Origin of the sequence: Paraneptunicella aestuarii, assembly GCF_019900845.1 — a bacterium.
GTDB lineage: Bacteria > Pseudomonadota > Gammaproteobacteria > Enterobacterales > Alteromonadaceae > Paraneptunicella > Paraneptunicella aestuarii.
Genome location: NZ_CP074570.1, coordinates 703689 through 728452, shown reverse-complemented (window position 1 = coordinate 728452; position 24764 = coordinate 703689). Strand labels below are relative to the sequence as shown.

At 44.0% G+C, this 24764-nt stretch carries 15 protein-coding genes, 2 tRNA genes, 3 rRNA genes and 1 pseudogene; 9 read left to right on the top strand and 12 right to left on the bottom strand.

Annotated features, from left to right (window positions below; genetic code table 11):
* The first annotated feature begins 109 nt into the window (after positions 1-109).
* The 3 genes and pseudogenes from KIH87_RS03085 to KIH87_RS03075 all read left to right on the top strand — a co-directional run.
* Positions 110-520, top strand: coding sequence for a helix-turn-helix domain-containing protein (locus KIH87_RS03085; protein ID WP_232360073.1), 411 nt, complete (start codon positions 110-112; stop codon positions 518-520).
* Positions 521-554: 34 nt separating this feature from the next.
* A protein-coding gene (locus KIH87_RS03080) for an IS630 family transposase (RefSeq protein WP_408635799.1) occupies positions 555-1581 on the top strand; the annotation gives its coding sequence in 2 pieces (ribosomal slippage) (positions 555-1012 and positions 1011-1581; 1029 coding nt in all).
* 17 nt (positions 1582-1598) lie between these two features.
* Positions 1599-2250: pseudogene (locus KIH87_RS03075) on the top strand (IS630 family transposase); the annotation flags it as partial.
* 331 nt (positions 2251-2581) lie between these two features.
* Here the strand turns inward: KIH87_RS03075 and rrf are convergent.
* The 5 genes from rrf to KIH87_RS03050 all read right to left on the bottom strand — a co-directional run bounded on the left by rrf (position 2582) and on the right by KIH87_RS03050 (position 8092).
* A 5S ribosomal RNA gene (gene rrf / locus KIH87_RS03070) occupies positions 2582-2697 on the bottom strand.
* Positions 2698-2836: 139 nt separating this feature from the next.
* Positions 2837-5708: ribosomal RNA gene (locus tag KIH87_RS03065) — 23S ribosomal RNA — on the bottom strand.
* Positions 5709-5933: 225 nt separating this feature from the next.
* A tRNA-Ala gene (locus KIH87_RS03060) sits at positions 5934-6009 on the bottom strand.
* A 232-nt stretch (positions 6010-6241) separates the two neighbouring features.
* Positions 6242-6318: transfer RNA gene (locus KIH87_RS03055), tRNA-Ile, on the bottom strand.
* 239 nt (positions 6319-6557) lie between these two features.
* A 16S ribosomal RNA gene (locus KIH87_RS03050) occupies positions 6558-8092 on the bottom strand.
* Together the 16S, 23S and 5S rRNA genes with 2 tRNA genes alongside form the textbook arrangement of a ribosomal RNA operon.
* Before the next feature lie 488 nt (positions 8093-8580).
* Between KIH87_RS03050 and KIH87_RS03045 the strand changes: the two genes are divergently transcribed.
* Entirely contained in the window at positions 8581-9027 is a 447-nt protein-coding gene (locus KIH87_RS03045) for an RNA recognition motif domain-containing protein (RefSeq protein WP_232360071.1), read from the top strand.
* Between the two features lie 84 nt (positions 9028-9111).
* Here KIH87_RS03045 and KIH87_RS03040 read toward each other — a convergent pair whose 3' ends face one another.
* Positions 9112-10572 (bottom strand): DUF5610 domain-containing protein, encoded by a 1461-nt coding sequence (locus tag KIH87_RS03040; RefSeq protein WP_232360070.1) that lies wholly within the window; start codon positions 10570-10572, stop codon positions 9112-9114.
* A 195-nt stretch (positions 10573-10767) separates the two neighbouring features.
* Between KIH87_RS03040 and trmA the strand changes: the two genes are divergently transcribed.
* Entirely contained in the window at positions 10768-11865 is a 1098-nt protein-coding gene (trmA, locus tag KIH87_RS03035) for a tRNA (uridine(54)-C5)-methyltransferase TrmA (protein ID WP_232360069.1), read from the top strand.
* 63 nt (positions 11866-11928) lie between these two features.
* Here trmA and fabR read toward each other — a convergent pair whose 3' ends face one another.
* On the bottom strand, positions 11929-12564 hold the full coding sequence (gene fabR, locus KIH87_RS03030; RefSeq protein WP_232360068.1) for an HTH-type transcriptional repressor FabR: 636 nt from the start codon (positions 12562-12564) through the stop codon (positions 11929-11931).
* 127 nt (positions 12565-12691) lie between these two features.
* On the opposite strand from fabR, the gene KIH87_RS03025 reads away from it, so the two are divergent.
* Positions 12692-13819, top strand: coding sequence for an acyl-CoA desaturase (locus KIH87_RS03025; protein ID WP_232360067.1), 1128 nt, complete (start codon positions 12692-12694; stop codon positions 13817-13819).
* A gap of 89 nt (positions 13820-13908) precedes the next feature.
* Entirely contained in the window at positions 13909-15345 is a 1437-nt protein-coding gene (sthA, locus tag KIH87_RS03020; RefSeq protein ID WP_232360066.1) for a Si-specific NAD(P)(+) transhydrogenase, read from the top strand.
* Between the two features lie 85 nt (positions 15346-15430).
* Here the strand turns inward: sthA and KIH87_RS03015 are convergent, their stop codons facing one another.
* Positions 15431-15745: a hypothetical protein gene (locus KIH87_RS03015; RefSeq protein ID WP_232360065.1), complete on the bottom strand. Its 315-nt coding sequence runs from the start codon at positions 15743-15745 to the stop codon at positions 15431-15433.
* Between the two features lie 90 nt (positions 15746-15835).
* Here KIH87_RS03015 and KIH87_RS03010 point away from each other — a divergent pair, with 90 nt between their 5' ends.
* A complete protein-coding gene (locus tag KIH87_RS03010) occupies positions 15836-16417 on the top strand; it encodes a uracil-DNA glycosylase family protein (protein ID WP_232360064.1) in 582 nt (193 codons plus the stop codon).
* Positions 16418-16477: 60 nt separating this feature from the next.
* Here KIH87_RS03010 and KIH87_RS03005 read toward each other — a convergent pair whose 3' ends face one another.
* Positions 16478-18718 carry a bifunctional diguanylate cyclase/phosphodiesterase gene (locus KIH87_RS03005; RefSeq protein WP_232360063.1) on the bottom strand — a complete coding sequence of 747 codons (2241 nt, stop codon included), beginning with the start codon at positions 18716-18718 and terminating at the stop codon, positions 16478-16480.
* A 658-nt stretch (positions 18719-19376) separates the two neighbouring features.
* Here KIH87_RS03005 and KIH87_RS03000 point away from each other — a divergent pair.
* Positions 19377-20288, top strand: coding sequence for a TIGR03899 family protein (locus KIH87_RS03000; protein ID WP_232360062.1), 912 nt, complete (start codon positions 19377-19379; stop codon positions 20286-20288).
* A 58-nt stretch (positions 20289-20346) separates the two neighbouring features.
* On the opposite strand, the gene KIH87_RS02995 is transcribed toward KIH87_RS03000, so the two are convergent.
* The 3 genes from KIH87_RS02995 to KIH87_RS02985 are packed head-to-tail and all read right to left on the bottom strand — an operon-like array spanning position 20347 to position 24633.
* The gene (locus KIH87_RS02995) at positions 20347-21114 is read right to left on the bottom strand and encodes a phosphoadenylyl-sulfate reductase (protein ID WP_232360061.1); all 768 of its coding nucleotides are present in this window, start codon (positions 21112-21114) and stop codon (positions 20347-20349) included.
* Positions 21107-22807 (bottom strand): assimilatory sulfite reductase (NADPH) hemoprotein subunit, encoded by a 1701-nt coding sequence (gene cysI, locus KIH87_RS02990; RefSeq protein WP_232360060.1) that lies wholly within the window; start codon positions 22805-22807, stop codon positions 21107-21109. The genes KIH87_RS02995 and cysI overlap by 8 nt, the downstream gene beginning before the upstream one ends.
* Positions 22807-24633 (bottom strand): assimilatory sulfite reductase (NADPH) flavoprotein subunit, encoded by a 1827-nt coding sequence (locus KIH87_RS02985; protein WP_232360059.1) that lies wholly within the window; start codon positions 24631-24633, stop codon positions 22807-22809. The genes cysI and KIH87_RS02985 overlap by 1 nt, the downstream gene beginning before the upstream one ends.
* Between the last annotated feature and the right edge of the window lie 131 nt (positions 24634-24764).

Sequence of the window (24764 nt, the reverse complement as noted above, 5' to 3'; positions counted from 1 at the left end):
CCATGTTGCTTGATATATTTAATCGTGCCACTTGCAGCTTTCTCCCCTAATACCAATCCCATTAAAAGTGTGATCTAATTAAGTCAGTGAAGACAAAACAGATAATTAGATGCTAAAAAAGATAGATTTCACTGCGCTTTCCAAAAAGGAAACTAACGCAGCTAAAAGGATCAGGTTACTTGCATTGGCTCATTACAGTGAAGGAATGAACAAAGCACAAATAGCTAGAACACTTAAGGTCAGCAGGGCAAGTGTAAATAAATGGGTAGCGGCTTTTCTGGATAAAGGAATTGATGGCCTGGATGCCAAATCTCCTCCCGGTCGTCCTGCATCGCTGTCATCAGAACAGATAAAAAAGCTATCTCGCTATATTGAATATCATAGTCGTTCTGATGTCGGGGGAAGACTGACGGGAGCCGATATCCAAGCCTGGATATCGAGCCATCTGAATGTGGATTATAAAATGTCCAACATTTACCGTCTCTTGCATCATACCAATCCCATTAAAAATATGATCTAATTAAGTCAGTGAAGACAAAACAGATAATTAGATGCTGAAAAAGATAGATTTCACTGCGCTTTCAAAAAAGGAAACTAACGCAGCTAAAAGGATCAGGTTACTTGCATTGGCTCATTACAGTGAAGGAATGAACAAAGCACAGATTGCCAGAACACTTAAGGTCAGCAGGGCAAGTGTAAATAAATGGGTAGCGGCTTTTCTGGATAAAGGAATTGATGGCCTGGATGCCAAATCTCCTCCCGGTCGTCCTGCATCGCTGTCATCAGAACAGATAAAAAAGCTATCTCGCTATATTGAATATCATAGTCGTTCTGATGTTGGGGGAAGACTGACGGGAGCCGATATCCAAGCCTGGATATCGAGCCATCTGAATGTGGATTATAAAATGTCCAACATTTATCGTCTCTTGCATCAATGGGGTTTTTCATGGATTTCCAGCCGTTCAAAACATCCAAAGCAATCGCAAAATGCTCAGGAAGAGTTTAAAAAAACTGGAGATTAATGTGATCAAACTTTGTCCAGGACATCTGTCTCTGAACAATGTTGATATCTGGTTTCAGGATGAAGCTCGCTTTGGTCAGCAAAATACCACCTCTCGTTTATGGGCGAGAACTGGCAGTCGCCCACGCGCAGTCAAACAGCAACAATTTGAATATGCCTATCTTTTCGGTGCTGTCTGTCCCGCAACCGGCGAAACAGAGGCGCTCATAACGCCTTGGGTCAACAAGGATGCAATGACATTGCACTTGAAACAGATTTCTGAACGTACGAAACCGGGGCGAATGGCCGTCGTCATCATGGATGGCGCAGGATGGCATACAGAGGACACGATCCAACCATTTGATAATATTCGTATGCTAAAGCTTCCTCCCTACTCACCGGAACTGAATCCGGTTGAACAGGTATGGAGTTGGCTTCGTCAGCACGCACTGTCCAACCGCATATTTGAAGGGTATGAAGATATCGTGGATGCATGTAGTGACGCTTGGAATACATTTGTCAAAGATACCCATCGTGTTATCTCTTTATGCACCAGAAAATGGGCACAGTTAAATGGCTAGGTTTTTAATGGGATTGGTATCAATGGGGTTTTTCATGGATTTCCAGCCGTTCAAAACATCCAAAGCAATCGCAAAATGCTCAGGAAGAGTTTAAAAAAACTGGAGATTAATGTGATCAAACTTTGTCCAGGACATCTGTCTCTGAACAATGTTGATATCTGGTTTCAGGATGAAGCTCGCTTTGGTCAGCAAAATACCACCTCTCGTTTATGGGCGAGAACTGGCAGTCGCCCACGCGCAGTCAAACAGCAACAATTTGAATATGCCTATCTTTTCGGTGCTGTCTGTCCCGCAACCGGTGAAACAGAAGCGCTCATAACGCCGTGGGTCAACAAGGATGCAATGACATTGCACTTGAAACAGATTTCTGAACGTACTAAACCGGGGCGAATGGCTGTCGTCATCATGGATGGCGCAGGATGGCATACAGAGGACACGATCCAACAGTTTGATAATATTCGTATGCTAAAGCTTCCTCCCTACTCGCCGGAACTGAATCCGGTTGAACAGGTATGGAGTTGGCTTCGTCAGAACGCACTATCCAATCGCATATTTGAAGGGTATGAAGATATCGTGGATGCATGTAGTGACGCCTGGAATACATTTGTCAAAGATACCCATCGTGTTATCTCTTTATGCACCAGAAAATGGGCACAGTTAAATGGCTAGGTTTTTAATGGGATTGGTATAACCTGATCCTTTTAGCTGCGTTAGTTTCCTTTTTGGAAAGCGCTGTGAAATCTATCTTTTTTAGCATCTAATTATCTGTTTTGTCTTCACTGACTTAATTAGATCATATTTTTAATGGGATTGGTATAATTAGGAGCCTGCAGTGTGCTACTTTACTCGGGCAGTCCCAGCCCTCGCCCTAAAGGGCCATGCTAAAGCATGTTCAAAAACGCTCCCGACGTTTTTGTCACTACGTTCGAGTAGCATCCAGATACACAGTTAAATAAAAAAGCCCCTGTCTTTCGACAAGGGCTTTTTTATTAAATTAGGAGCCTGGCAGTGTGCTACTCTCACATGGGGAAACCCCACACTACCATCGCCGCTAGTACGTTTCACTTCTGAGTTCGAGATGGATTCAGGTGGTACCGTACCGCTATTGCCGCCAGGCATAAACTGTCACAATGTAAAAAAGCTGTCATCAAATTCGAATCAGGACGCTAGTATCAGTATCCTATCAGACTTGCGAAGTCATCCAACGCCAAGCGCTACTCGTTCACATTCGTTACTTAAGTCAACTTGGGGTTGTATGGTTAAGCCTCTCGGGCAATTAGTACAGGTTAGCTTAACGCCTTACAACGCTTCCACACCCTGCCTATCAACGTCGTCGTCTACAACAACCCTTCAGGACGGTTAAACCGTCAGGGATGATTCATCTCGAGGCTCGCTTCCCGCTTAGATGCTTTCAGCGGTTATCGATTCCGAACATAGCTACCGGGCAATGCCATTGGCATGACAACCCGAACACCAGCGGTTCGTCCACTCCGGTCCTCTCGTACTAGGAGCAGCCCCCCTCAATCATCCAACGCCCACACCAGATAGGGACCGAACTGTCTCACGACGTTCTAAACCCAGCTCGCGTACCACTTTAAATGGCGAACAGCCATACCCTTGGGACCGACTTCAGCCCCAGGATGTGATGAGCCGACATCGAGGTGCCAAACACCGCCGTCGATATGAACTCTTGGGCGGTATCAGCCTGTTATCCCCGGAGTACCTTTTATCCGTTGAGCGATGGCCCTTCCATACAGAGCCACCGGATCACTATGACCTACTTTCGTACCTGCTCGACGTGTCTGTCTCGCAGTTAAGCTGGCTTATGCCATTGCACTAACCTCACGATGTCCAACCGTGATTAGCCAACCTTCGTGCTCCTCCGTTACGCTTTGGGAGGAGACCGCCCCAGTCAAACTACCCACCAGGCACTGTCCTCACCCCAGATAATGGGGCAAAGTTAGGACATCAAACATACAAGGGTGGTATTTCAAGGATGGCTCCACACATACTGGCGTACGTGCTTCAAAGCCTCCCACCTATCCTACACATGTAGGGTCAATGTCCAGTGCCAAGCTGTAGTAAAGGTTCACGGGGTCTTTCCGTCTAGGTGCGGGTACACAGCATCTTCACTGCGATTTCAATTTCACTGAGTCTCGGGTGGAGACAGCGTGGCCATGGTTACACCATTCGTGCAGGTCGGAACTTACCCGACAAGGAATTTCGCTACCTTAGGACCGTTATAGTTACGGCCGCCGTTTACCGGGGCTTCGATCAAGAGCTTCGCTTACGCTAACCCCATCAATTAACCTTCCGGCACCGGGCAGGTGTCACACCGTATACGTCCTCTTTCGAGTTAGCACAGTGCTGTGTTTTTAATAAACAGTCCCAGCCACCTGGTCACTGCGACCTCCAATCGCTTAGAGAGCAAGTCTCATCACAATCAAAGGCGTACCTTCTCCCGAAGTTACGGTACTATTTTGCCGAGTTCCTTCACCCGAGTTCTCTCAAGCGCCTTAGTATTCTCTACCTGACCACCTGTGTCGGTTTGGGGTACGGTTTGTATGCACATAAGTTTAGAGGCTTTTCCTGGAAGCAGGGCATCTGCAACTTCACTGCCGTAGCAGCTCGTCTCGTGCCTCAGAATTAAGAGTCCGGATTTGCCTAAACTCTCTTCCTACACACTTTCACATGGACAACCAACGCCATGCCTGCATAGCCTTCTCCGTCCCCCCTTCACTGTACATACAAGTACGGGAATATTAACCCGTTTCCCATCGACTACGCATTTCTGCCTCGCCTTAGGGGCCGACTCACCCTGCCCTGATTAGCATGGGACAGGAAACCTTGGTCTTCCGGCGTGGGGGTTTTTCACCCCCATTGTCGTTACTCATGTCAGCATTCGCACTTGTGATACCTCCAGCAAACCTTTCAGTTCACCTTCAACGGCTTACACAACGCTCCCCTACCCAGCATACAAGTATGCTGCCGCAGCTTCGGTGTATAGCTTAGCCCCGTTACATCTTCCGCGCAGGCCGACTCGACTAGTGAGCTATTACGCTTTCTTTAAAGGGTGGCTGCTTCTAAGCCAACCTCCTAGCTGTCTTAGCCTTCCCACATCGTTTCCCACTTAGCTATAACTTTGGGACCTTAGCTGGCGGTCTGGGTTGTTTCCCTCTTCACGACGGACGTTAGCACCCGCCGTGTGTCTCCCGGATAGTACTCACAGGTATTCGGAGTTTGCATGGGGTTGGTAAGTCGGGATGACCCCCTAGCCCAAACAGTGCTCTACCCCCTGTGGTATTCGTCCGAGGCGCTACCTAAATAGCTTTCGGGGAGAACCAGCTATCTCCCGGTTTGATTGGCCTTTCACCCCCAGCCACAAGTCATCCCCTAATTTTTCAACATTAGTGGGTTCGGTCCTCCAGTTGATGTTACTCAACCTTCAACCTGCCCATGGCTAGATCACCGGGTTTCGGGTCTATACCCTGCAACTAAGCGCCCAGTTAAGACTCGCTTTCGCTACGGCTCCCCTATTCGGTTAACCTTGCTACAGAATATAAGTCGCTGACCCATTATACAAAAGGTACGCAGTCACAGAACAAGTCTGCTCCCACTGCTTGTACGTATACGGTTTCAGGTTCTATTTCACTCCCCTCGCCGGGTTCTTTTCGCCTTTCCCTCACGGTACTTGTTCACTATCGGTCAGTTAGGAGTATTTAGCCTTGGAGGATGGTCCCCCATCTTCAGTCAAGATAACACGTGTCCCGACTACTTAATATGTGAATATGATGTCTTCGTGTACGGGCTATCACCCTGTATCGCGGAGCTTTCCAACTCCTTCCACTAACATCATAATCATCGGCTAACCCCCGTTCGCTCGCCGCTACTAAGGGGATCTCGGTTGATTTCTTTTCCTAAGGGTACTTAGATGTTTCAGTTCCCCTCGTTTGCTTCTACACCCTATGTATTCAGGTGCAGATAATCCCTAAGGATTGGGTTGCCCCATTCGGAGATCGTTGGCTATAACGTTTTTTGTCAACTTACCAACGCTTATCGCAGACTAACACGTCCTTCATCGCCTCTAACTGCCAAGGCATCCACCGTATACGCTTTGTCACTTAACCATACAACCCCAAATTACCTAAGTAATTCAGAATCATAAAGCTGTGACTTCGCCGCTTTCTTGTCAGATAGGATATCTAATTTGCTAGAACCCTAATTCTTTAATACTTACTTGATGATTTTTCAGCTTTTCCACATTGTTAAAGAACATTTAAGGCAAAACCTTAATGAATTTAAACACAACGTATAAATTCATTAAGATTCTTGCACAAAGAAGTAGGAAGAAATGGTGGAGCTAAGCAGGATCGAACTGCTGACCTCCTGAATGCAAATCAGGCGCTCTCCCAGCTGAGCTATAGCCCCATTTTTCTTGCTGCTTACTTTCGCTTCACTCGTCGTTTTTCTTCGTATCTCACTCAGTCATTTACTCAGTGTAAACTCCTTCGTTCGCTACTCGAAAAGCCTCGACTGAAACGAAACTACTTGCAATAACCGCATCTGTTTATTTAGATTTAAATCTTTTTCATTCGAGGCATTTGATGAGGACGCTTAGACCACTAAGCGACGAGTCAAATAACGAAGAATGGGGATGATTTGGTAGGCCTGGGCAGACTTGAACTGCCGACCTCACCCTTATCAGGGGTGCGCTCTAACCAGCTGAGCTACAGGCCTATTGCTTGGTCTTATTCGTTTATACTGCCTTGCTCTGCCTTTGTTCGGTCATTATCAGACGATAACTCCCTTCACAAAGTCATTCGCAGCGTTGTCTAAACGAATAATCACTGCGCAAACCTTATAGCAAGCAGCCGTAGGAATACGACCGTTACCTAAACAGGTACGACTTACTCTTTGCTCTTATTCTCAATAAAACAATCTGTATGGACACTCAGTCAAAAAAGACTAACTTTTCGTAAGGAGGTGATCCAACCCCAGGTTCCCCTAGGGTTACCTTGTTACGACTTCACCCCAGTCATGAAACACAAAGTGGTAATCGCCCTCCCGAAGGTTAGACTAACTACTTCTTTTGCATCCCACTCCCATGGTGTGACGGGCGGTGTGTACAAGGCCCGGGAACGTATTCACCGCAGTATTCTGACCTGCGATTACTAGCGATTCCGACTTCATGGAGTCGAGTTGCAGACTCCAATCCGGACTACGATAGGCTTTAAGGGTTCCGCTCCACATCACTGCTTGGCTTCCCTCTGTACCTACCATTGTAGCACGTGTGTAGCCCATCCCGTAAGGGCCATGATGACTTGACGTCGTCCCCACCTTCCTCCGGTTTGTCACCGGCAGTCTCCTTAGAGTGCCCAACTGAATGCTGGCAACTAAGGACAAGGGTTGCGCTCGTTGCGGGACTTAACCCAACATCTCACGACACGAGCTGACGACAGCCATGCAGCACCTGTCTCAGAGCTCCCGAAGGCACTGAGGCATCTCTGCCAAATTCTCTGGATGTCAAGGGATGGTAAGGTTCTTCGCGTTGCATCGAATTAAACCACATGCTCCACCGCTTGTGCGGGCCCCCGTCAATTCATTTGAGTTTTAACCTTGCGGCCGTACTCCCCAGGCGGTCTACTTAGCGCGTTAGCTTCGCCACGCATCGTTATAAAACAACACACAGCTAGTAGACAGCGTTTACGGCGTGGACTACCAGGGTATCTAATCCTGTTCGCTACCCACGCTTTCGCACATGAGCGTCAGTCTATCTCCAGGGGGCCGCCTTCGCCACTGATGTTCCTCCAGATCTCTACGCATTTCACCGCTACACCTGGAATTCCACCCCCCTCTAAACGACTCTAGTTTGCCAGTTCTAAATGACTCTCCCAGGTTGAGCCCGGGGCTTTCACATCTAGCTTAACAAACCGCCTGCGTGCGCTTTACGCCCAGTAATTCCGATTAACGCTCGCACCCTCCGTATTACCGCGGCTGCTGGCACGGAGTTAGCCGGTGCTTCTTCTGTGGTTAACGTCACAGCTGGCAGGTATTAACTACCAACCTTTCCTCACCACTGAAAGTGCTTTACAACCCGAAGGCCTTCTTCACACACGCGGCATGGCTGCATCAGGGTTTCCCCCATTGTGCAATATTCCCCACTGCTGCCTCCCGTAGGAGTCTGGGCCGTGTCTCAGTCCCAGTGTGGCTGATCTTCCTCTCAGAACAGCTAGAGATCGTCGCCTTGGTAGGCCTTTACCCTACCAACTAGCTAATCTCACTTAGGCTTCTCTTTTGGCGAGAGCTAAAAGCCCCCTTTGACCCTCAGGTATTATGCGGTATTAGCAGTCGTTTCCAACTGTTGTCCCCCTCCAAAAGGCAAATTCCTAAGCATTACTCACCCGTCCGCCACTCGTCAGCAAAGAGCAAGCTCTTCCTGCTACCGTTCGACTTGCATGTGTTAGGCCTGCCGCCAGCGTTCAATCTGAGCCATGATCAAACTCTTCAATTAAATATCGAAATAATAAATTTTTGGTTAGCACTCTTCTAACGAGTGCCCACACAGATTGTCTTATTGAATTGTTAAAGAACAGTTGCTTTCGAAGACCCTCACAACCTTGGCTGAGAACCCCTCGAAGCGGACGCGCATTCTACGTCATCCGTATCATCTGTCAAGCGTTTTTATTTAACTTTTTTCCTTGATGATTTTCTGAAGACGGACATCCTTTTTTCCAGCGTATTGTCAGGGCTATTTGCTCTGTTTTCTGCTGTTCGTCTCAGCGAGGCCGCGAATAATACAGCCATTTTTTGGTAGTTCAACAGTTATTTTTAGATCTTGAATCAAGTGCTCAATAATCATTCAACCAGGGTTAAGTGAGGGGTTATTTATGCTATTTTTGCATGTATGCTTATCCATCGCTAAGCAGGCTGGTGTTATTTAAATAATAAAGTAATATAACCACGCTCCCTTTTAATAATAACAATACGCTAGGTACACACATGAAATCTTCTTTATTTAGAGATGTATCCGTCACAGTCATCATTGCTCTTATCGGATTTTTTATTATTTCGTCCGTTCCTGATATGGCTAACAACATCACATTTGCAATTGGTGCCGTAATTACGGGCATTGTTGTTTCTGTATTAAATAGCAATTCTTCTGAAAGTGTTGAAGACTCAGATGATAACGAAACAACCACACTCTATATTGGCAACCTTGCCTATAAAGTAAATGAAAGTGCTATTAAAAAGCACTTCTCAAAGCTGGGATATGTAAAGTCGGTTCGGCTTATGCAAGATAAGCGCACTGGGCGGAAAAAAGGATTTGGCTTCGTTGAAGTTGCTAATGATGTCGCAGATAAAATGATTAACGAATTTAACGATACAACATTTTATGACCGCACGTTAAAGGTACGCTTGGCGAAAGAACGTAAAGCTCAAGAATAATATTGCTTTAAATATAGAAAAGGCGATTGAAACTATCGAGTCTCAATCGCCTTTTTCTTATCTGCTACTTTTATATAGTCAGTTTTAGCCTTCACTCACAGATGAACTACCTTGCTCACCTGTTGTTTCAGCTCGAGGAAGTCCCTGCTGTAATTTTTGATTAAAGGAATTGAACTGATTAATCGCTTCAAGCAGATCATCCGTTTTTATCCCTTTTACTTTGCTCATTAAGCCATTGACCAAATTGTTAAACTGAGAATCATCCAACAATAACTCTTTAGATTTTTCCATGACATCCATCATGTCTTTCAGATAATCCGCGATAGGCTTGATCTGCTTCATGGGTTGCTGCCCTTGCGAACCTTCACCTTCATCGTTGTAATGAGATACCGTTCCGTATGTTTGCACTACTTGAAGTTGTTCTGTTTTGGACAGCTGTAATGCATATCCGGAAATCTCTTGCTCATTGAAACCTAACTGCAATGCTTTATTGAATGCAGCTTCAACGTCGTTAGAGAAAAATGATTCGGCCAAGTCTTTTACATCGCCAACCAAATCCGCAATTGCGGTCATTTCGTCTTCGTCCAACTCGCCTTTAATATTAAAAGCGATACCACTACGCTCAAAATAATTGAGCTCTTGGAGCAAATTGAGCTTGTTTTCTTGTGGTGAAGCTTCTTGTGGTGAATTGCCCAGCTCAGCATTTTTCGCATCCACAGGGGCTGCACTATTTTGACCGTCACTTTCAGCCGCCTTCGCCGTATTAGTAGACGTTGACGTGTCTTTCTCAGCTTGCTGTTTATCAGCTTCGTCTTCTGATTTTTGATCCGCTTTATCTTTGGCTTTCGGTTGTACCAATGGGATTTGAGTAGAATCAATTAGCTGCTGATTTAACTCTAAACGACGAATATCTTCAAAGCTGATGCTGACTTCATCACCATCTTTGGTCGTAATATGGATCTCACCCGCTTCGGTTCGACTATAACTGACTGACTCACCCACAACCTGAAGATTGTCTTCTTCACCTTCCGGCTTACCAAAAATTTCCGAACGCAGTTTTTCGATGCCATTCTGGATCAACTCAAGACTTTTATTAATGCCTTCATCAATTTCAGCATTCATAAAACCGGCAAGGTCTTTGCGTGCCATATCTACGCCTTTTAAGACACCAGATGTGGCCTGCTCGAACATTGTAGTTAATTTCGCTTCATCAGCGCCGCCCATTTTGGCCGCTTTTATAGCCCCTCCAACAAAGTTAAGCACATTCTTCGCAATTTCTTCAAAATCGAAAAATGACTCTTTTTGCTTCGGCTTTTCAAAGACAGGCTTACCATTGCCAATGCTGATGGTTTGACTAAAAGAAGCACTTAAAACTTTTACACCGATTAAGGCTTTAGAGTTAGCGGTACTTAAAGAAACCTGGGTTTCTTGAACGCGCGTAGCTTGTCTTAAGCCTTCTTCCTGTAATTTTGTTTTAAGTTCTTGATTAGGATGATTATTCTGAGCCTTCTCTCCCGAGACAGACTTTATTTCGCCTAAATTCATGATTGTAACCTCACATACCCTCATCTTTGATTATCGACCATGAGCGCTGATTTTTTAATCCGGAATGCAAAAAAGGCGATATTTGCATTCCGATTATTGGATATAAGCTCCGAACATTGACCTGAATAAGTAAACAGCTACAATCTCCGCCCTTTGATTATAACAACTCACTCGGCAGGAAATAGGTAACTGTATATGCGCCCAACGGATATAAACCCGGATCAATATGACCAGCTCTTACAAGAGAAAACCGCGCATATAGAATCTCTGTTTGCAGATTTTACTCCGCCAAACATTGAAGTGTTTGCCTCCCCTGTGTTGCATTATCGTATGCGCGCTGAATTTCGAATTTGGCATGATGGCGATGACATTTTTCACATCATGTTTGATCCTGAAACAAAAGATAAATACCGCGTCGATCAATTTCCTCCAGGGTCTGTGTTAATCAACAAAGCCATGAAACGAGTGTTGGAAGAAATAAAAAGCAACGACACTTTGCGTCGCAAGTTATATCAAATCGACTACCTTTCCGGGCTCAGTGGCGAATTACTTATTAGTTTGGTCTACCGCAGACCTTTAGATGCAGCCTGGCAGGAAGAAGCCAAGAAGCTGCGCTCAAGGCTACGAGAAGAAATGCATGTTGATCTCATTGGACGCGCAAGAAAACAGAAAATCTTGCTGGACAGGGATTTCATTATTGAAAAGCTACCTGTCGACGGTCACGAATTCACTTTCAAACAAATAGAGAACAGCTTCACTCAACCTAATGCTGCGGTGAATTGCCACATGATACAGTGGGCGAAAAAACAGTCTCAAAATACCAATCACGATTTACTTGAATTGTATTGCGGTGCAGGAAATTTCAGCTTGCCGCTAGCACAATGCTTTAACAAGGTTCTGGCAACGGAAATCGCCAAATCATCAGTTCAAGCGGCACAGTTTAATATTGAGCGCAATGGCATAAGTAATGTAGATATTATTCAAATGTCTAGTGAAGAGCTCTCGGCTCACATTGCAACAGGCGTGAATGCCAAGAAAATGAAAGGCATTGAATGGGCTGATTATAATTGCCAAACGGTATTAGTCGATCCGCCTAGAAGCGGTTTAGACGCCGACACGCTTAATCTGATCAGGCAGTTTGAACGTATTATTTATATTTCCTGTAACCCTCTGACGTTAAAAGAGAATGTCAGTGACTTACAAGATACTCATGAAATACAGCATTTTGCTTTATTTGATCAATTTCCTTATACGCATCATGCAGAAGTTGGGATTTGTCTGGTTAAGAAATAGTGAGCCTTGAATAATACGACTAAAAATAATAACTAAGCGGCTTCATCGCCGATATTTCCGTTTTTAATCTTCTACTTTTAGAGCTCGTTTACGCTGGCACAACTGTAAAGCCCCCAACATAATAAAACGCAGTTGTGCTTCAACTCTTTCAGATATTTCTTTACGTTCCAGTTTGTTTGCATCAATCGCTTCAGCTCCGGCACTAAATACGATTCTCACCATTGCTTCAGCTTGCAACTGTGCATAAGGCTGAAAAAGCTCGGTATGATTTAGCGTGTAATCGGTGAGTTCTTCAACAAAATGCTGCATTTCCCTGGCAACGGCGGCTCGAAACGCGGGAGAAGTCCCTGTATGTTCACGTAATAACAAACGAAACACGTTGGAATTGTCCGCGACATATTCCATAAATGTAGAAACTGACGTATGAATAACGCCACCGCCGGACTCAATTCGAGAGCGCGCTTTTCTCATTAATTGACGCAATGCCAACCCAGCTTCATCCACCAAGGTTAACCCTAATTCATCAATATCCTTGAAGTGACGATAAAAAGAAGTAGGCGCAATTCCCGCTTCACGGGCGACTTCTCGTAGACTAATGCTAGACAAACTTTTATGTGCATCCAGAAGATGAAATGCAGCATCAATAATAGCGCGACGGGTTTTTTGCTTTTGAATGCGTCGGTTTACGGGTCGATTCACGGGTGTTTGTCCTTCTTGGAATATCATAGGATCTTCTGATATCGCAAAAATGTAAAGACGTTGTTGCGCAACTTCATATTGCCATTTAAAATTGGCGTACACTTGTAAACTGAAAATTAGCTATCATATGAAAAAACCACGTCTTATTGTCCTCAACCTTATGGTCTTCATAATAACCGGAGCTATTGCTCTAATCGGCGTACCAATTGAAGGTGTACTAAATGGTTTCGACAGCGTGGAATTGTTTACGACTGTATTTTTAATTTACTTCTCAGGCATGTCGATTACTGCCGGATACCATCGTTTATGGTCGCATAAATCGTACGAAGCCAATTCCATTGTTAAATTTGTGTTTGCCGTTGGCGGCGCCATGGCATTACAAAACAGTATCTTACATTGGTCTTCAGATCACCGTGTACATCACAAACATGTAGATGACAATGACGTAGATCCTTATTCAGCCAAACGTGGCTTTTGGTTCTCACATATAGGCTGGATGTTACGTGAGTATCAGCCGCACCGCTACTCAGATTACAGCAACGTGAAAGATCTTAAGCGTGACAAAATCGTCATGTGGCAGCACAACTATTATCTTCCCATTATGTTATTCGCCAACTTCGGTATTACCGGTTTTATCGGCTGGTTAAATGGCGATGTACTTGGCATGATTTTAATTGCGGGCGTTTTGCGTTTGGTTGTTGTTCACCACGTTACTTTCTTCATCAATTCTTTGGCTCATATCTGGGGCAGACAACCATACACAGACAAAAACACTGCACGTGATAATGATATTTTGGCCTTCTTCACATTTGGTGAAGGCTACCATAACTTTCACCACATATTTGAATACGATTATCGTAACGGAATTAAATGGTGGCAGTGGGATCCAACCAAGTGGTTGATTAGAGGTTTGTCTTATATTGGCTTCACCAAAAACTTGCGTAAATGCCCGGAAGAACGCATTGAGAAAGCCAAGTTGGAAATGCAGTTTTTACGTGCAAAAGCCAAGATTGCCAAAGTACCTAACAAAGACGTATTAATTGCTCGCTTGCATGAAGAATACGACGAGTTAGCCGCCAAAATGACAGAGTTCTACAACGCCAAGAAAAGTTTAATGGATCTTAAACGTAAAGCCTTGTTGAAAACCTATGAAGGCATTCAATTAAACTACAAATATAAAGAGCTCAAAGCCACTCTCGCAGTGAAAAAAGATAAGTGGCTGGAACTGTGTCAACAACAACTCCAATACGCTTAATTTAAAAGCATTACTTGGTCTTGAACGCGATTGCAGGTATCTTGTGCTACTTTTAATGGCATTAGTAGCACAAATACTGCAAGCAGTTCATGACATCCAAGAAGTCTCCAACACAAAAACGTATCACAAAACCCAAGTATCAATTTGACGCTCTGGTAATAGGCACGGGCCCAGGTGGTGAAGGGGTTGCAATGCAGCTTGCCAAAGCTGGCAAGAAAGTCGCTATTATCGAGCGACACCATTCCGTTGGCGGAGGTTGTACTCATTGGGGAACGATCCCGTCCAAGGCGTTGCGTCACTCTGTCAGCCGTTTAGTTGAATACAACGCAACACCTCTATTCAACGATAGCGAAGAAACGCGACGACTCACTTTTGAGCAGATCCTCAGTAGTGCTTCTGCGGTTATCCGTAAGCAAACCATTTTGAGAAGAGGATTCTACGAGCGTAACCGTGTTCAGGTTATTCACGGGGAAGCATCGTTTGTGGATTGCCATACGCTGGAAGTCCATAGAAAAGATTCAATGGAAACGATAACGGCTGAAAAAATCGTTATCGCGACAGGCTCTCGCCCGTACACTCCAAACAATGTCGATTTCAACCACCCCAGAATATACAACAGCGATTCGATCCTATCGCTGAACCACGATCCTCAGCATATTATTATCTATGGTGCTGGCGTTATCGGTAGTGAGTATGCGTCGATTTTCAAGGGATTGGGTGTAAAGGTCGACCTGGTAAATATGAGAGAACGACTACTATCATTTCTTGATGCAGAAATCTCCGACACCTTAAGTTATCACCTTTGGAACAGCGGTGTTGTTATCCGTCACAATGAACAGTACGAATCCATTGAAGGCAAAGACGATGGTGTTGTCCTTCACCTGAAATCAGGCAAAAAGATGAAGGCTGATTGCTTACTGTTTGCCAATGGGCGTACAGGTAACACCGATATGCTCAAATTAGAAAATGTGGGATTAACAACAGACTCACGAGGCCAGCTAAATGTCGATCATAATTACAAGACAGAGATCGACAACATCTACGCTGTAGGTGATGTTATTGGCTATCCGAGTCTAGCCTCAGCCGCCTATAATCAGGGACGCTTTGCTGCCGAAGCCATGCTAAATGGTGAGTGCCATGCCAGTTTGGTTGAAGATATTCCAACTGGTATCTACACCATTCCAGAAATCAGTTCTGTGGGTAAAAACGAACAGGAACTGACTTCACAGAAAATTCCCTATGAGGTTGGCCGAGCTCAGTTTAAACATTTGGCCAAAGCCCAAATAGCCCATAATCTGGTGGGCAGCCTGAAAATACTCTTTCATAGAGAAACCAAGGAAATTCTGGGTATACACTGTTTTGGTGAGCGGGCTTCTGAAATTATTCATATTGGACAAGCCATCATGCAGCAAAAAGGCAAAGCCAATAATATTGAATACTTTGTTAATACCACCTTTAACTATCCAACAATGGCTGAAGCCTACCGTGTGGCCGCTATCAATGGACTAAACCGGTTATTCACCTAAAGCTGGTCTTTACTTATTTTTCTATAGCACAAACAAAAAAACAGAGCCAATTGACTCTGTTTTTTTGTTTTAATTAACGCTGTGATCAGTATTGAATTCTTGAAACCAATCCACTTTCTTGTTCATCTGCATGAGCAACAACTTCAATTAACATTTTGTCTGGATAAAAGCGTAAAGTTGCCATCGCATTCTCACCAAACTCATCACTCATACCAGCAATAGTAAATTTTTGTTCCTGAAACTTTAGGTTAGCATCAAATTTGCCTTCAATGCAGGCATCATCAATGGCTAAAGATTCATTATCAACACACTTAAACAGGTTCTGCTGTGTTTCGGCTTCTTTTGCATGGAGTATTGCGCTGAATAACGAAAACAGCATAATCAAAATGACATTGCGCATGGGGATTCTCCTATATTTGCATACCCTGTGTTAGCGAATATAACACCAATTCTCACAAATGTAACCTTTTTCGATTATATTTATAACTTTATGAGACCTGATAAAAATCTATTAAAACAAATTCGCCAATGCACATTGTGTGAAAGTTACTTACCAAAAAAACCTACACCAGTTTTGCAATTCAGCGCAAGCGCAAAAATTATGATTGTTGGCCAAGCCCCTGGGATTTATGCCCATAATTCACAAACCCCTTGGAATGATGCGTCTGGCAGACGCTTGAGAGAGTGGTTAAACATATCTGACGAACTGTTCTACGACACTCGTTACATCGCGATAGTGCCAATGGGCTTTTGCTACCCTGGAAAAGGTAAATCTGGCGATCTGCCCCCTAGACCAGAATGTGCTAAAACCTGGCATTCTCCGATCCTGGATAACCTTCCAAAACTGCAAGCAATATTGCTCATAGGGCAATACGCGCAACACTACTATTTAGGTGATAAAGAAACACTGACAACTCGTTGTAGAAATTGGAAAAACTACTGGCCGAAATATTTGGTTCTCCCTCACCCATCGCCAAGAAACAATCTGTGGTTACGCAAAAACCCCTGGTTTGAAGCTGAAGTCATTCCAGAAATGCAGCGCATAGTGCAAGACATACTGAAACAGAATTAATCCGAATGGGAATAAAAAGTAAAGGGGAGTCAATCTGCGAGCCAATTCTCGCAGATCATATTAATGTGTAACAGAAGGCTTATATTGAGTTAAAAACTCAACCAGTTGGTCGTAAGGCATTGGTTTGGCATAGAGATAACCTTGCGCTTCATCACAGCCAATTTTCAGCATATAACTGGCCTGCTCTCGTTTCTCCACGCCTTCAGCAATGGTCTTCAAGCCTAACTTCTGTCCAAGCGTAATAATGGTTTCAGCGATAAATGCAGGCTTACCGGGTTCTACTTCATTTACGAAAGCACGATCAACTTTCAAACGATCCAACGGTAATTGCTGTAGGTAACTCATAGAAGAGAAACCCGTACCAAAGTCATCAATAGCTACCTGTACACCACTGGATTTCAAAGCACGTAAAGCCTCTACAACGATTTGCGGCTCATCCATTACAACACTTTCAGTGATCTCAAGCTCTAAATTACCAGCTGAGATATTCTCTTTCTCAATGACATTCTTGATGCAGTTCAAAAAGTTAGGATCACGGAATTGAGGCATGGAAATGTTCACCGATAAGCGAATATCTTCAAAGCCAATGCCATTCAAGCTACGTAGCTTGCCACAAGCTTCTTCCAACACCCATTCACCGATATCGATGATTAAACCAGAATATTCAGCTAATGGAACAAATACAGCAGGAGAGATAAATCCACCATCGGATGTAGGCCAACGCAGCAACGCTTCCATACCAACGACTTTCTCACTCATCAAGTCAACTTGTGGCTGATACCAAACCTGTAAGCGGCGCTCACCAAAATCATTCCGTAACTTACGAATCATTTCTAATCGCCATGTGGTTTTCTCTTCCATCTCAGGCGCGTAGAACTCATAGTTACAGGTCAAACTCTTCTTGGCTCGGTTAAGCGCAATATTGGTTTGTTTAAGTACATTCAAACCACTGGCATGCTCTAACAAGCGGCATATGCCAATCGAAACATTAATAGGAAGATTGTGATCACCCGCTTTAAAAGGGGCAGAGAAAATACGATTAATATTCTCAACCGTCACTAATTCTTCTGTGCCGATAATACCGTACACATCAGCACCAATGCGAGCCAGCTTGGCACCGCCAGCGAATTCACTCGTCAAACGTTCTGCAACAGCAATAAGCAACAAGTTACCCGCTTCTTGCCCCAACCCATCATTAATATCAGAGAAATGGCTAATATCAACGAGAGCAACCGTATCTAAATCCATGCCGTCGGAACGCAATCTATCAAGCATATTGATAAATTCTGTACGATTAGGCAGCTTGGTCAACCAGTCTCTAAATGCAGCATTACGTAGTTGATGGAATAAATTAACGTTTTCATAGCCAACAGATACGCTGGAAAAGAAGACTTCTAGCAGCTGACGTTGTACATCACTGATGTTTTCACCAGCGGTAATATAGATAGCAGCTTCATAACCTGAGCTATCCATAAAAAATGCAGTATCATTGGTTTGAAAAATGTGTTGTCGCTGCTTTAAGCATTCTTGTGCAAGCGAAATAGCACCAGGTTCTTCAATCAGTTTCAATTGGCTATGAATGAAGTTTTGATAACGCCCAACAGCACCAAGAATATAAACATCGTTGTTATCAACATCCAAAATAGCGCCAGCTCGAGAACAAACAAAACCTTGCACATCCTCATTAATCAGTTGACTAATCTGATTGATAACACCTTCACAAAAACCTTTGATGGAATGTTCTTCTAACAGAGTGGAGGAAGAATTGATAACCTTCTGCAAACCTTTGCGATTCTCATTAATAGTCAGAATCTGTTGATAAGAACGTAAAGAAGCAATAATGGTGGTGACTAATTTACTACGAGTAAGTTCTGTTTTGGTTTTGTAGTCGTTAATGTCATATTCTTTAATGACACTTTCTTCTGGCGCATAACCGGGCTGCCCAGTACGCAAAATGATACGAGGCTCTTCCAGTTTCAGCTCTTCACGCATTTTTTTGGCGACTTGCAATCCTGCGTCATCAGACTCCATGACAACGTCTAATAAGATGATGGCAATATCTTCACCGTGTTCGCGTAGAAATTCCAATGCTTGAGCGCCAGAATAGGCATGATGAAATGATAATTTTTTACCATTCAGAACCAAATCAGATAAAGCGAGCTTAGTAACCGAATGGATTTCAGAATCGTCATCAACAACCAGCACTTGCCATGAGCCGGTTACAGGCTCAAGTTCTTCGTGAGAGGTATCCTCCTCATCCATGAAGATCAGTTCGTCATTTTCGTAGTCGGTTGGGCACATCTAGTTATTCACTTACGCCTTAATTACTAAACACAACTCACCACTTCAATTGCAGTGAAATTAGCCTGTAATACTTCAAACCTTATCTTATTCAGGATAAAAGGAAACAGCCTCATCTATTATCCAAAACAGCAATGAGATTGACTAGAATAATGCAGCAAAAAGAACATTGCATTAAATATAGTTGTAAAAATTTGAAAAAATGTCGAAAAATTATTACCCGATCCGGATATACAAATTCAACGATATGGATAATAGCCACACTTTACCAGAACTTAGTTAAATTTTTCGGCTAGTTAATGCACCTTAAACGATTAATGCAATCACCGTCAAATTAGATCACTTTATACAACAATATTGCAATTTAAGCTGAGACTCACGCATTAAAAAGTTCAATATTTAAGCAAGGTTACGTATTTTAGCTCTGACAAAGGTGTAGTTTCTGATGCGTTGCTACAATTTAGTGAGCAAATAAACAAAATCCAACTTTTCATTTTCACCCACGGAATATAGTGTTATTTATGGTTCTCTCTCCTTAGGTCGAAAGTTGATTGTGCAATATTAAGCCATCACTCCCGGTCTGATAATTCGTAAGGAACAAGGGTAGCTCTAGAGGAAACTTAGCAGAGTCAAAGTAACAGAGTAAAAGTAGCGTAGCATGACAGATATTGGCCCGATTAAATCTACTTTACCCCAAACGTCCGTTGCCACAACAGGTAAACGGTCGAGCAAATCCGTAAGCCAACCCCAAACAGAGCCTCAACACTCAAATTCAGCTCAGGAACGGGAAGCTGCTGCGGTCAGAATTACCCGTTTATTTCATCAGGCAGGTGTCACTACTTCCAAGTTTTCTAAACTGGATGAAGATACCAATAAGAAGCTAGCGCGACGTAAGCAGGTTCAACAGTCACGTAAACTTTCCAATCTGGAGCGAATTCTTGAAAAGGCACTAGAGTTCTCTCCCGAACAAAGCTCAGATGAACAAGTAGATCTGGATTGGTTTTTTAGCTTTGTCGATTTAGCCGAAAATATCTTTTCAACAACGATGCAAGAAATATGGGGCAAGATATTTGCGGTTGAAGTCAGTAAACCCGGTACGTTTTCGCTTCGTACATTGCAGACTCTGAAGCAACTCACTCAGCGTGACGCGAAAATATTTCAAAATGCGGTAAGTCTTACATCAAGAATGAAAGGCGAAAATAGCCCGAAAATCCTCTATGGCTATTATCAAAAACCCAATTTAATGACATTTCTTGGATTATCCAAAGGCCAGCAACTGAATCTTGCTGAATACGGTTTAACCTATCCCAACTTATTAACCCTGATGGATGCAGGTTTGATATTTAACAGTGAAATCGAAAGCGGAGAGCTAGATCCCAGCAAGCGCAGTGAATGGAAATGTGGCGCTGAAACCTATTATTTGGCACCGAAAAAAAGCGGCATCATGCTGAATTACTACAAATTCACAGCGACTGGCGCGGAACTCTCGAAATTAGTAAGCAGTATCCCCAACAGCCAATATCTACAGGCTTTGAAGTATACTCTGCAAGGTGGTTTTGAAGTGAATTAGTGGTATTTATAAGCCGCTGACCTTTGTTGCATAAAGAAGCTCAGCAGCCAAAAACAGTTTAAATACCATCACCAAATTCATGTAAGCCACATTCACGCTTGAGACCAAAGAAGCGAGTTTCCTGTTCAGTCATTCCCGGTTCCAATGGACGACTGGTGTGCCAATCTCCAACGGATACATAACCTTGCTCCCAAAGCGGATGATATGGCAAGTCATGTTCTTTCAGATAATAATGGACATCTTTGTTTGTCCAATCTAAAACAGGATAGATCTTGAACTTACCATTGGGTAATTGCTGTAAAACGGACAAGTTCTGACGAGTATCAGACTGAGTACGACGCAATCCAGCAAACCAGCTTTTTATCCCTAACTCTTCCTGAGCTTGTTGCATCGGAACAACTTTATTCATTTTGTTGTATTGAGTGATGCCATCTTCACCATTTTCCCACAATTTACCAAAGCGCGCTTCTTGCCATGCAGGGCTGATATCTGAACGATAAATCTTCAAATTCAGTTTCAAACGCTCAGTTAGCTCATCGGCAAATTGATAAGTTTCGGGAAATAGATATCCAGTGTCAGTAAACACCACCGGAATATTGGGAGCCTGTTCGGTGACCAGGTGCAGCATGACTGCAGCCTGGATACCAAAGCTTGAAGACAACATGATGTTCTCAGGCAAATTTTCCATTGCCCAAGCCACTCTTTCCTGGGCAGACATAGCCTCTAATCGTTGATTAATCTCATCCAACTGGCCCTTATCAAGCAACTCTTGGGTGAGTCTTGATCCAACGTTAGAAGTTACATTGTCAACCACAAGATCACTCATAGAAGTCCTCCGCGGAGTTCACGACAGGTCGAACGATTTCAGCGCGGATCAAGAAGTTACCAAAGGCTTCGCCTTCTTCACGCTCTTTGCTCCAACGACCAATCAATTCATCAAGTATCTCGAAGATCTCATCTTCGCTGATATTTTCACGATACATACGTGGAATACGCGTACCGTATAAGTCGCCACCAAGGTGCAAGTTGTACTTGCCAGGGCCTTTACCCACCAAGCCCACTTCGGCCAACATGGCGCGTCCGCAACCATTGGGGCAGCCAGTAATACGGAATACAATTTCTTCACCGGTCATATCATGTTTGTCTAGCAACGCTTCCAAACGATCAACCGCACTTGGCAAATAACGTTCAGCTTCAGCCATCGCTAAAGGGCAAGTAGGCAACGACACACACGCCATTGATGCAATACGCTGTGGTGAAACATCAGGACGGATCAAACCATGCTCGCGAGCCAGGCTTTCAATGTGGTCTTTATCTTTCGCATCAACACCCGCGATAATCAGGTTCTGATTCGCTGTCATTCTAAAATCGCCAGTGTGAACTTTGGCAATCTCGGCACAACCCGTTTTCAAGGTACGACCGGGATAATCAAGAATACGACCGTTTTCGATGAAGAGTGTTAAATGATGTTTACCATCAACACCTTCAACCCAACCAATACGGTCACCACGACCAGTGAATTCATAAGGACGGCTGTCCTGGAATTTCACGCCAGCACGTTTTTCCACTTCACCTTTGAAGGCCTCTACACCAACAGCTTCAAGGGTGTATTTGGTTTTGGCATTTTTACGGTTGCAGCGGTTACCCCAATCACGTTGAGTAGTAATAACAGCCTCGGCAACAGCCAATGTGTCTTTCTTGTCAATGAAGCCAAAGTCATCAGCTTTACGTGGATAAGTGTTCTTATCACCATGAGTCATGGCCAAGCCACCACCCACTAACACGTTAAAGCCAACCAGCTTGCCATCTTCTTCAATGGCAACGAAGTTCAAGTCGTTAGCGTGCAAATCCACGTCGTTTTGTGGCGGGATCACAACTGTCGTTTTAAACTTTCTAGGCAAGTAGGTCTTGCCTAAAATTGGCTCTTCAGTCGATTCAACTTTCTCACCATCCAACCAAATCTCGGCATAGGCTTTTGTCTTTGGAAGTAAGTGTTCACTAATCTTTTTCGCCCACTCATAAGCCTCTTGATGCAAATATGACTGATTGGGATTAGCCGTACATAATACGTTTCGGTTTACGTCGCCCGCAGTGGCAATGGAATCAATGCCAACCTTGTTCAGCATTTGATGCATATGCTTGATCTTGGGCTTCAATACACCGTGGAATTGAAACGTTTGACGTGTGGTCAAACGAATGCTGCCATAAATGGTGTTTTCTTCCGCGAACTTATCAATCGCTAGCCATTGCTCTGGCGTGATGATACCGCCCGGTAAGCGGGCACGAAGCATCACATTATGTAGCGGTTCCAATTTCTGTTTGGCGCGCTCTGGACGAATATCTCTGTCGTCCTGTTGATACATTCCGTGGAATCGAATCAACTGGAAGTTATCAGCAGTAAAGCCGCCGGTAAGATCATCTTTCAGATCTTGTTCAATCGTACCGCGCAGATAATTACTTTCGTCTTTAAGACGTTCGTTATCAGCTAATTTATCGCCTTTATTATTACCAACACTCATTAGTACACGTCCTTCTGGTAACGTTTTGCTCTGCGCAGGTCATTCACATACTGCTCTGCTTCAGCCTGACTCTTATTGCCGTGCTGTTGCACAATGCTTACCAATGCGTCATTCACATCTTTAGCCATACGGTTCGCATCGCCACAAACATAGAAATGCGCACCTTGTTCTAACCATTTATACAATTCTGCACCGTTTTCTAGCATACGATGCTGAACATAAATCTTTTCTTCCTGATCACGAGAGAATGCCAAAGAGACTTTATTCAAAACGCCGTCTTTCACATATTTTTGAATTTCTACCTGATACAGGAAATCTTGGGTAAAGCTCGGGTTACCAAAGAACAACCAGTTTTGGCCTTCAGCCTCTTCCGCTTCTCTTTGCTGTAAGAAGGAACGGAACGGAGCAATACCGGTACCTGGGCCAACCATGATAACTGGCGTATTAGGATCGGCTGGCAAGCGGAAGTTGTTGTTTGATTCAACATACACTTTCACTTCCTGACCTTCCTCAAGACGCTTGCTCAAATAGCCAGAGGCACCGCCTTGATGAAGATGTCCGAATTTTTCATATTCCACCAGCGCGACAGTCAAATGAACTTCGTCTTCAACTTCAGCCTGACTTGATGCGATAGAATACAAGCGAGGTGTTAAAGGACGCATCGCTTTCACTAAATCTTGTGCGGGTACTTGCGCAGGGTATTCACGGATCACATCAACGATTTGACGCTCTTCCAGATACTCTCTCAGCTTAGCCTTATCATCAACCAAGGCATCTAACTCAGCATTTTTTACAAATGGCGCATAAGCGGTCACAAAGCCAGGATAACTCATGGTTAACTCAAGCTTTTCTAGCAAAGCTTCTTTCAGTGTTAACTCACCTGCGCGAGTTTCAACTTTGGTGTCAGCTTCATTTCCGGTCAGTTTGATGATGTCATCAACAATTTTCTCATCATTGATGAACCACACGCCCAGAGCGTCACCGGGTTGATACTGAATACCCGAATCTTCCAGTGAAATCTCAATGTGACGGATGTCTTTAACCGAATCCCGCCCAGTAATTTTTGCCGACGCTGATAAAGTCGCAGTAAAGGGGTTAGCTTTATTGTATTGAGATTCAGCAGGCTGAGTTGTACCAGCCAAGCTAACGCCCGGCATAGCAACCACTTGAGAACCTCCAGACTTAAGCTCTTCTTTCAGCTTCTCTGTCAGAGATTCCGTCCAGGCAGGAATTACATCTTCATAATCAACATCACAATCCAAACGCTCTGCCAAAGGTTTAGCACCTAAAGCAGACAATCTGGTATCGAAATCTTTTCCGGTTTGGCAGAAGAATTCATAACTGGTATCGCCAAGTGCGATAACCGCATATTTTAAGCCATCCAGTTTCGGTGCTTTCTTGCTTCCCACAAACTCGTGTAACTGCACAGCATCATCGGGCGCATCGCCTTCACCATGAGTGCTAACCACGATAAGCAAGTGAGTTTCGCCCTTCAGGTTTTTAGGCTTATAGTCCGCCATGTTATAAACATTGGCAGAAAAGCCTGCGGCCTCTGCTGCTTGCTTATACTTTTCAGCTACACCTTTCGCATTACCGGTCTGCGACCCGTACAAAATTGTCAGCGATTGGCTTGTAGACGACTGAGAAACTGGCGCTGCAACTTGAGCACCTGAGGCACCCGACTGCTGAGCCAAACCATATAAATATCCGCTTGCCCAAATTAATTGGGAACCGTCCAGACTTGAAGCTGCCTGGTTTAGCTGTTGCCATTGTGCCTCGCTTAAAACCGCCGTAGGCGCAACCGCATTATTAGTAGGACTTGACATTGATGATGCTAACCTTTGTTAAGAACGACCACAGATTAGCCGTTCCGTTTCATAACTTGAAAGAATTAATCTTAATTTTTTATTACTTTATGTGCTTAGGAGAGCGTGTTGTTATAACAAACTGTACTGAA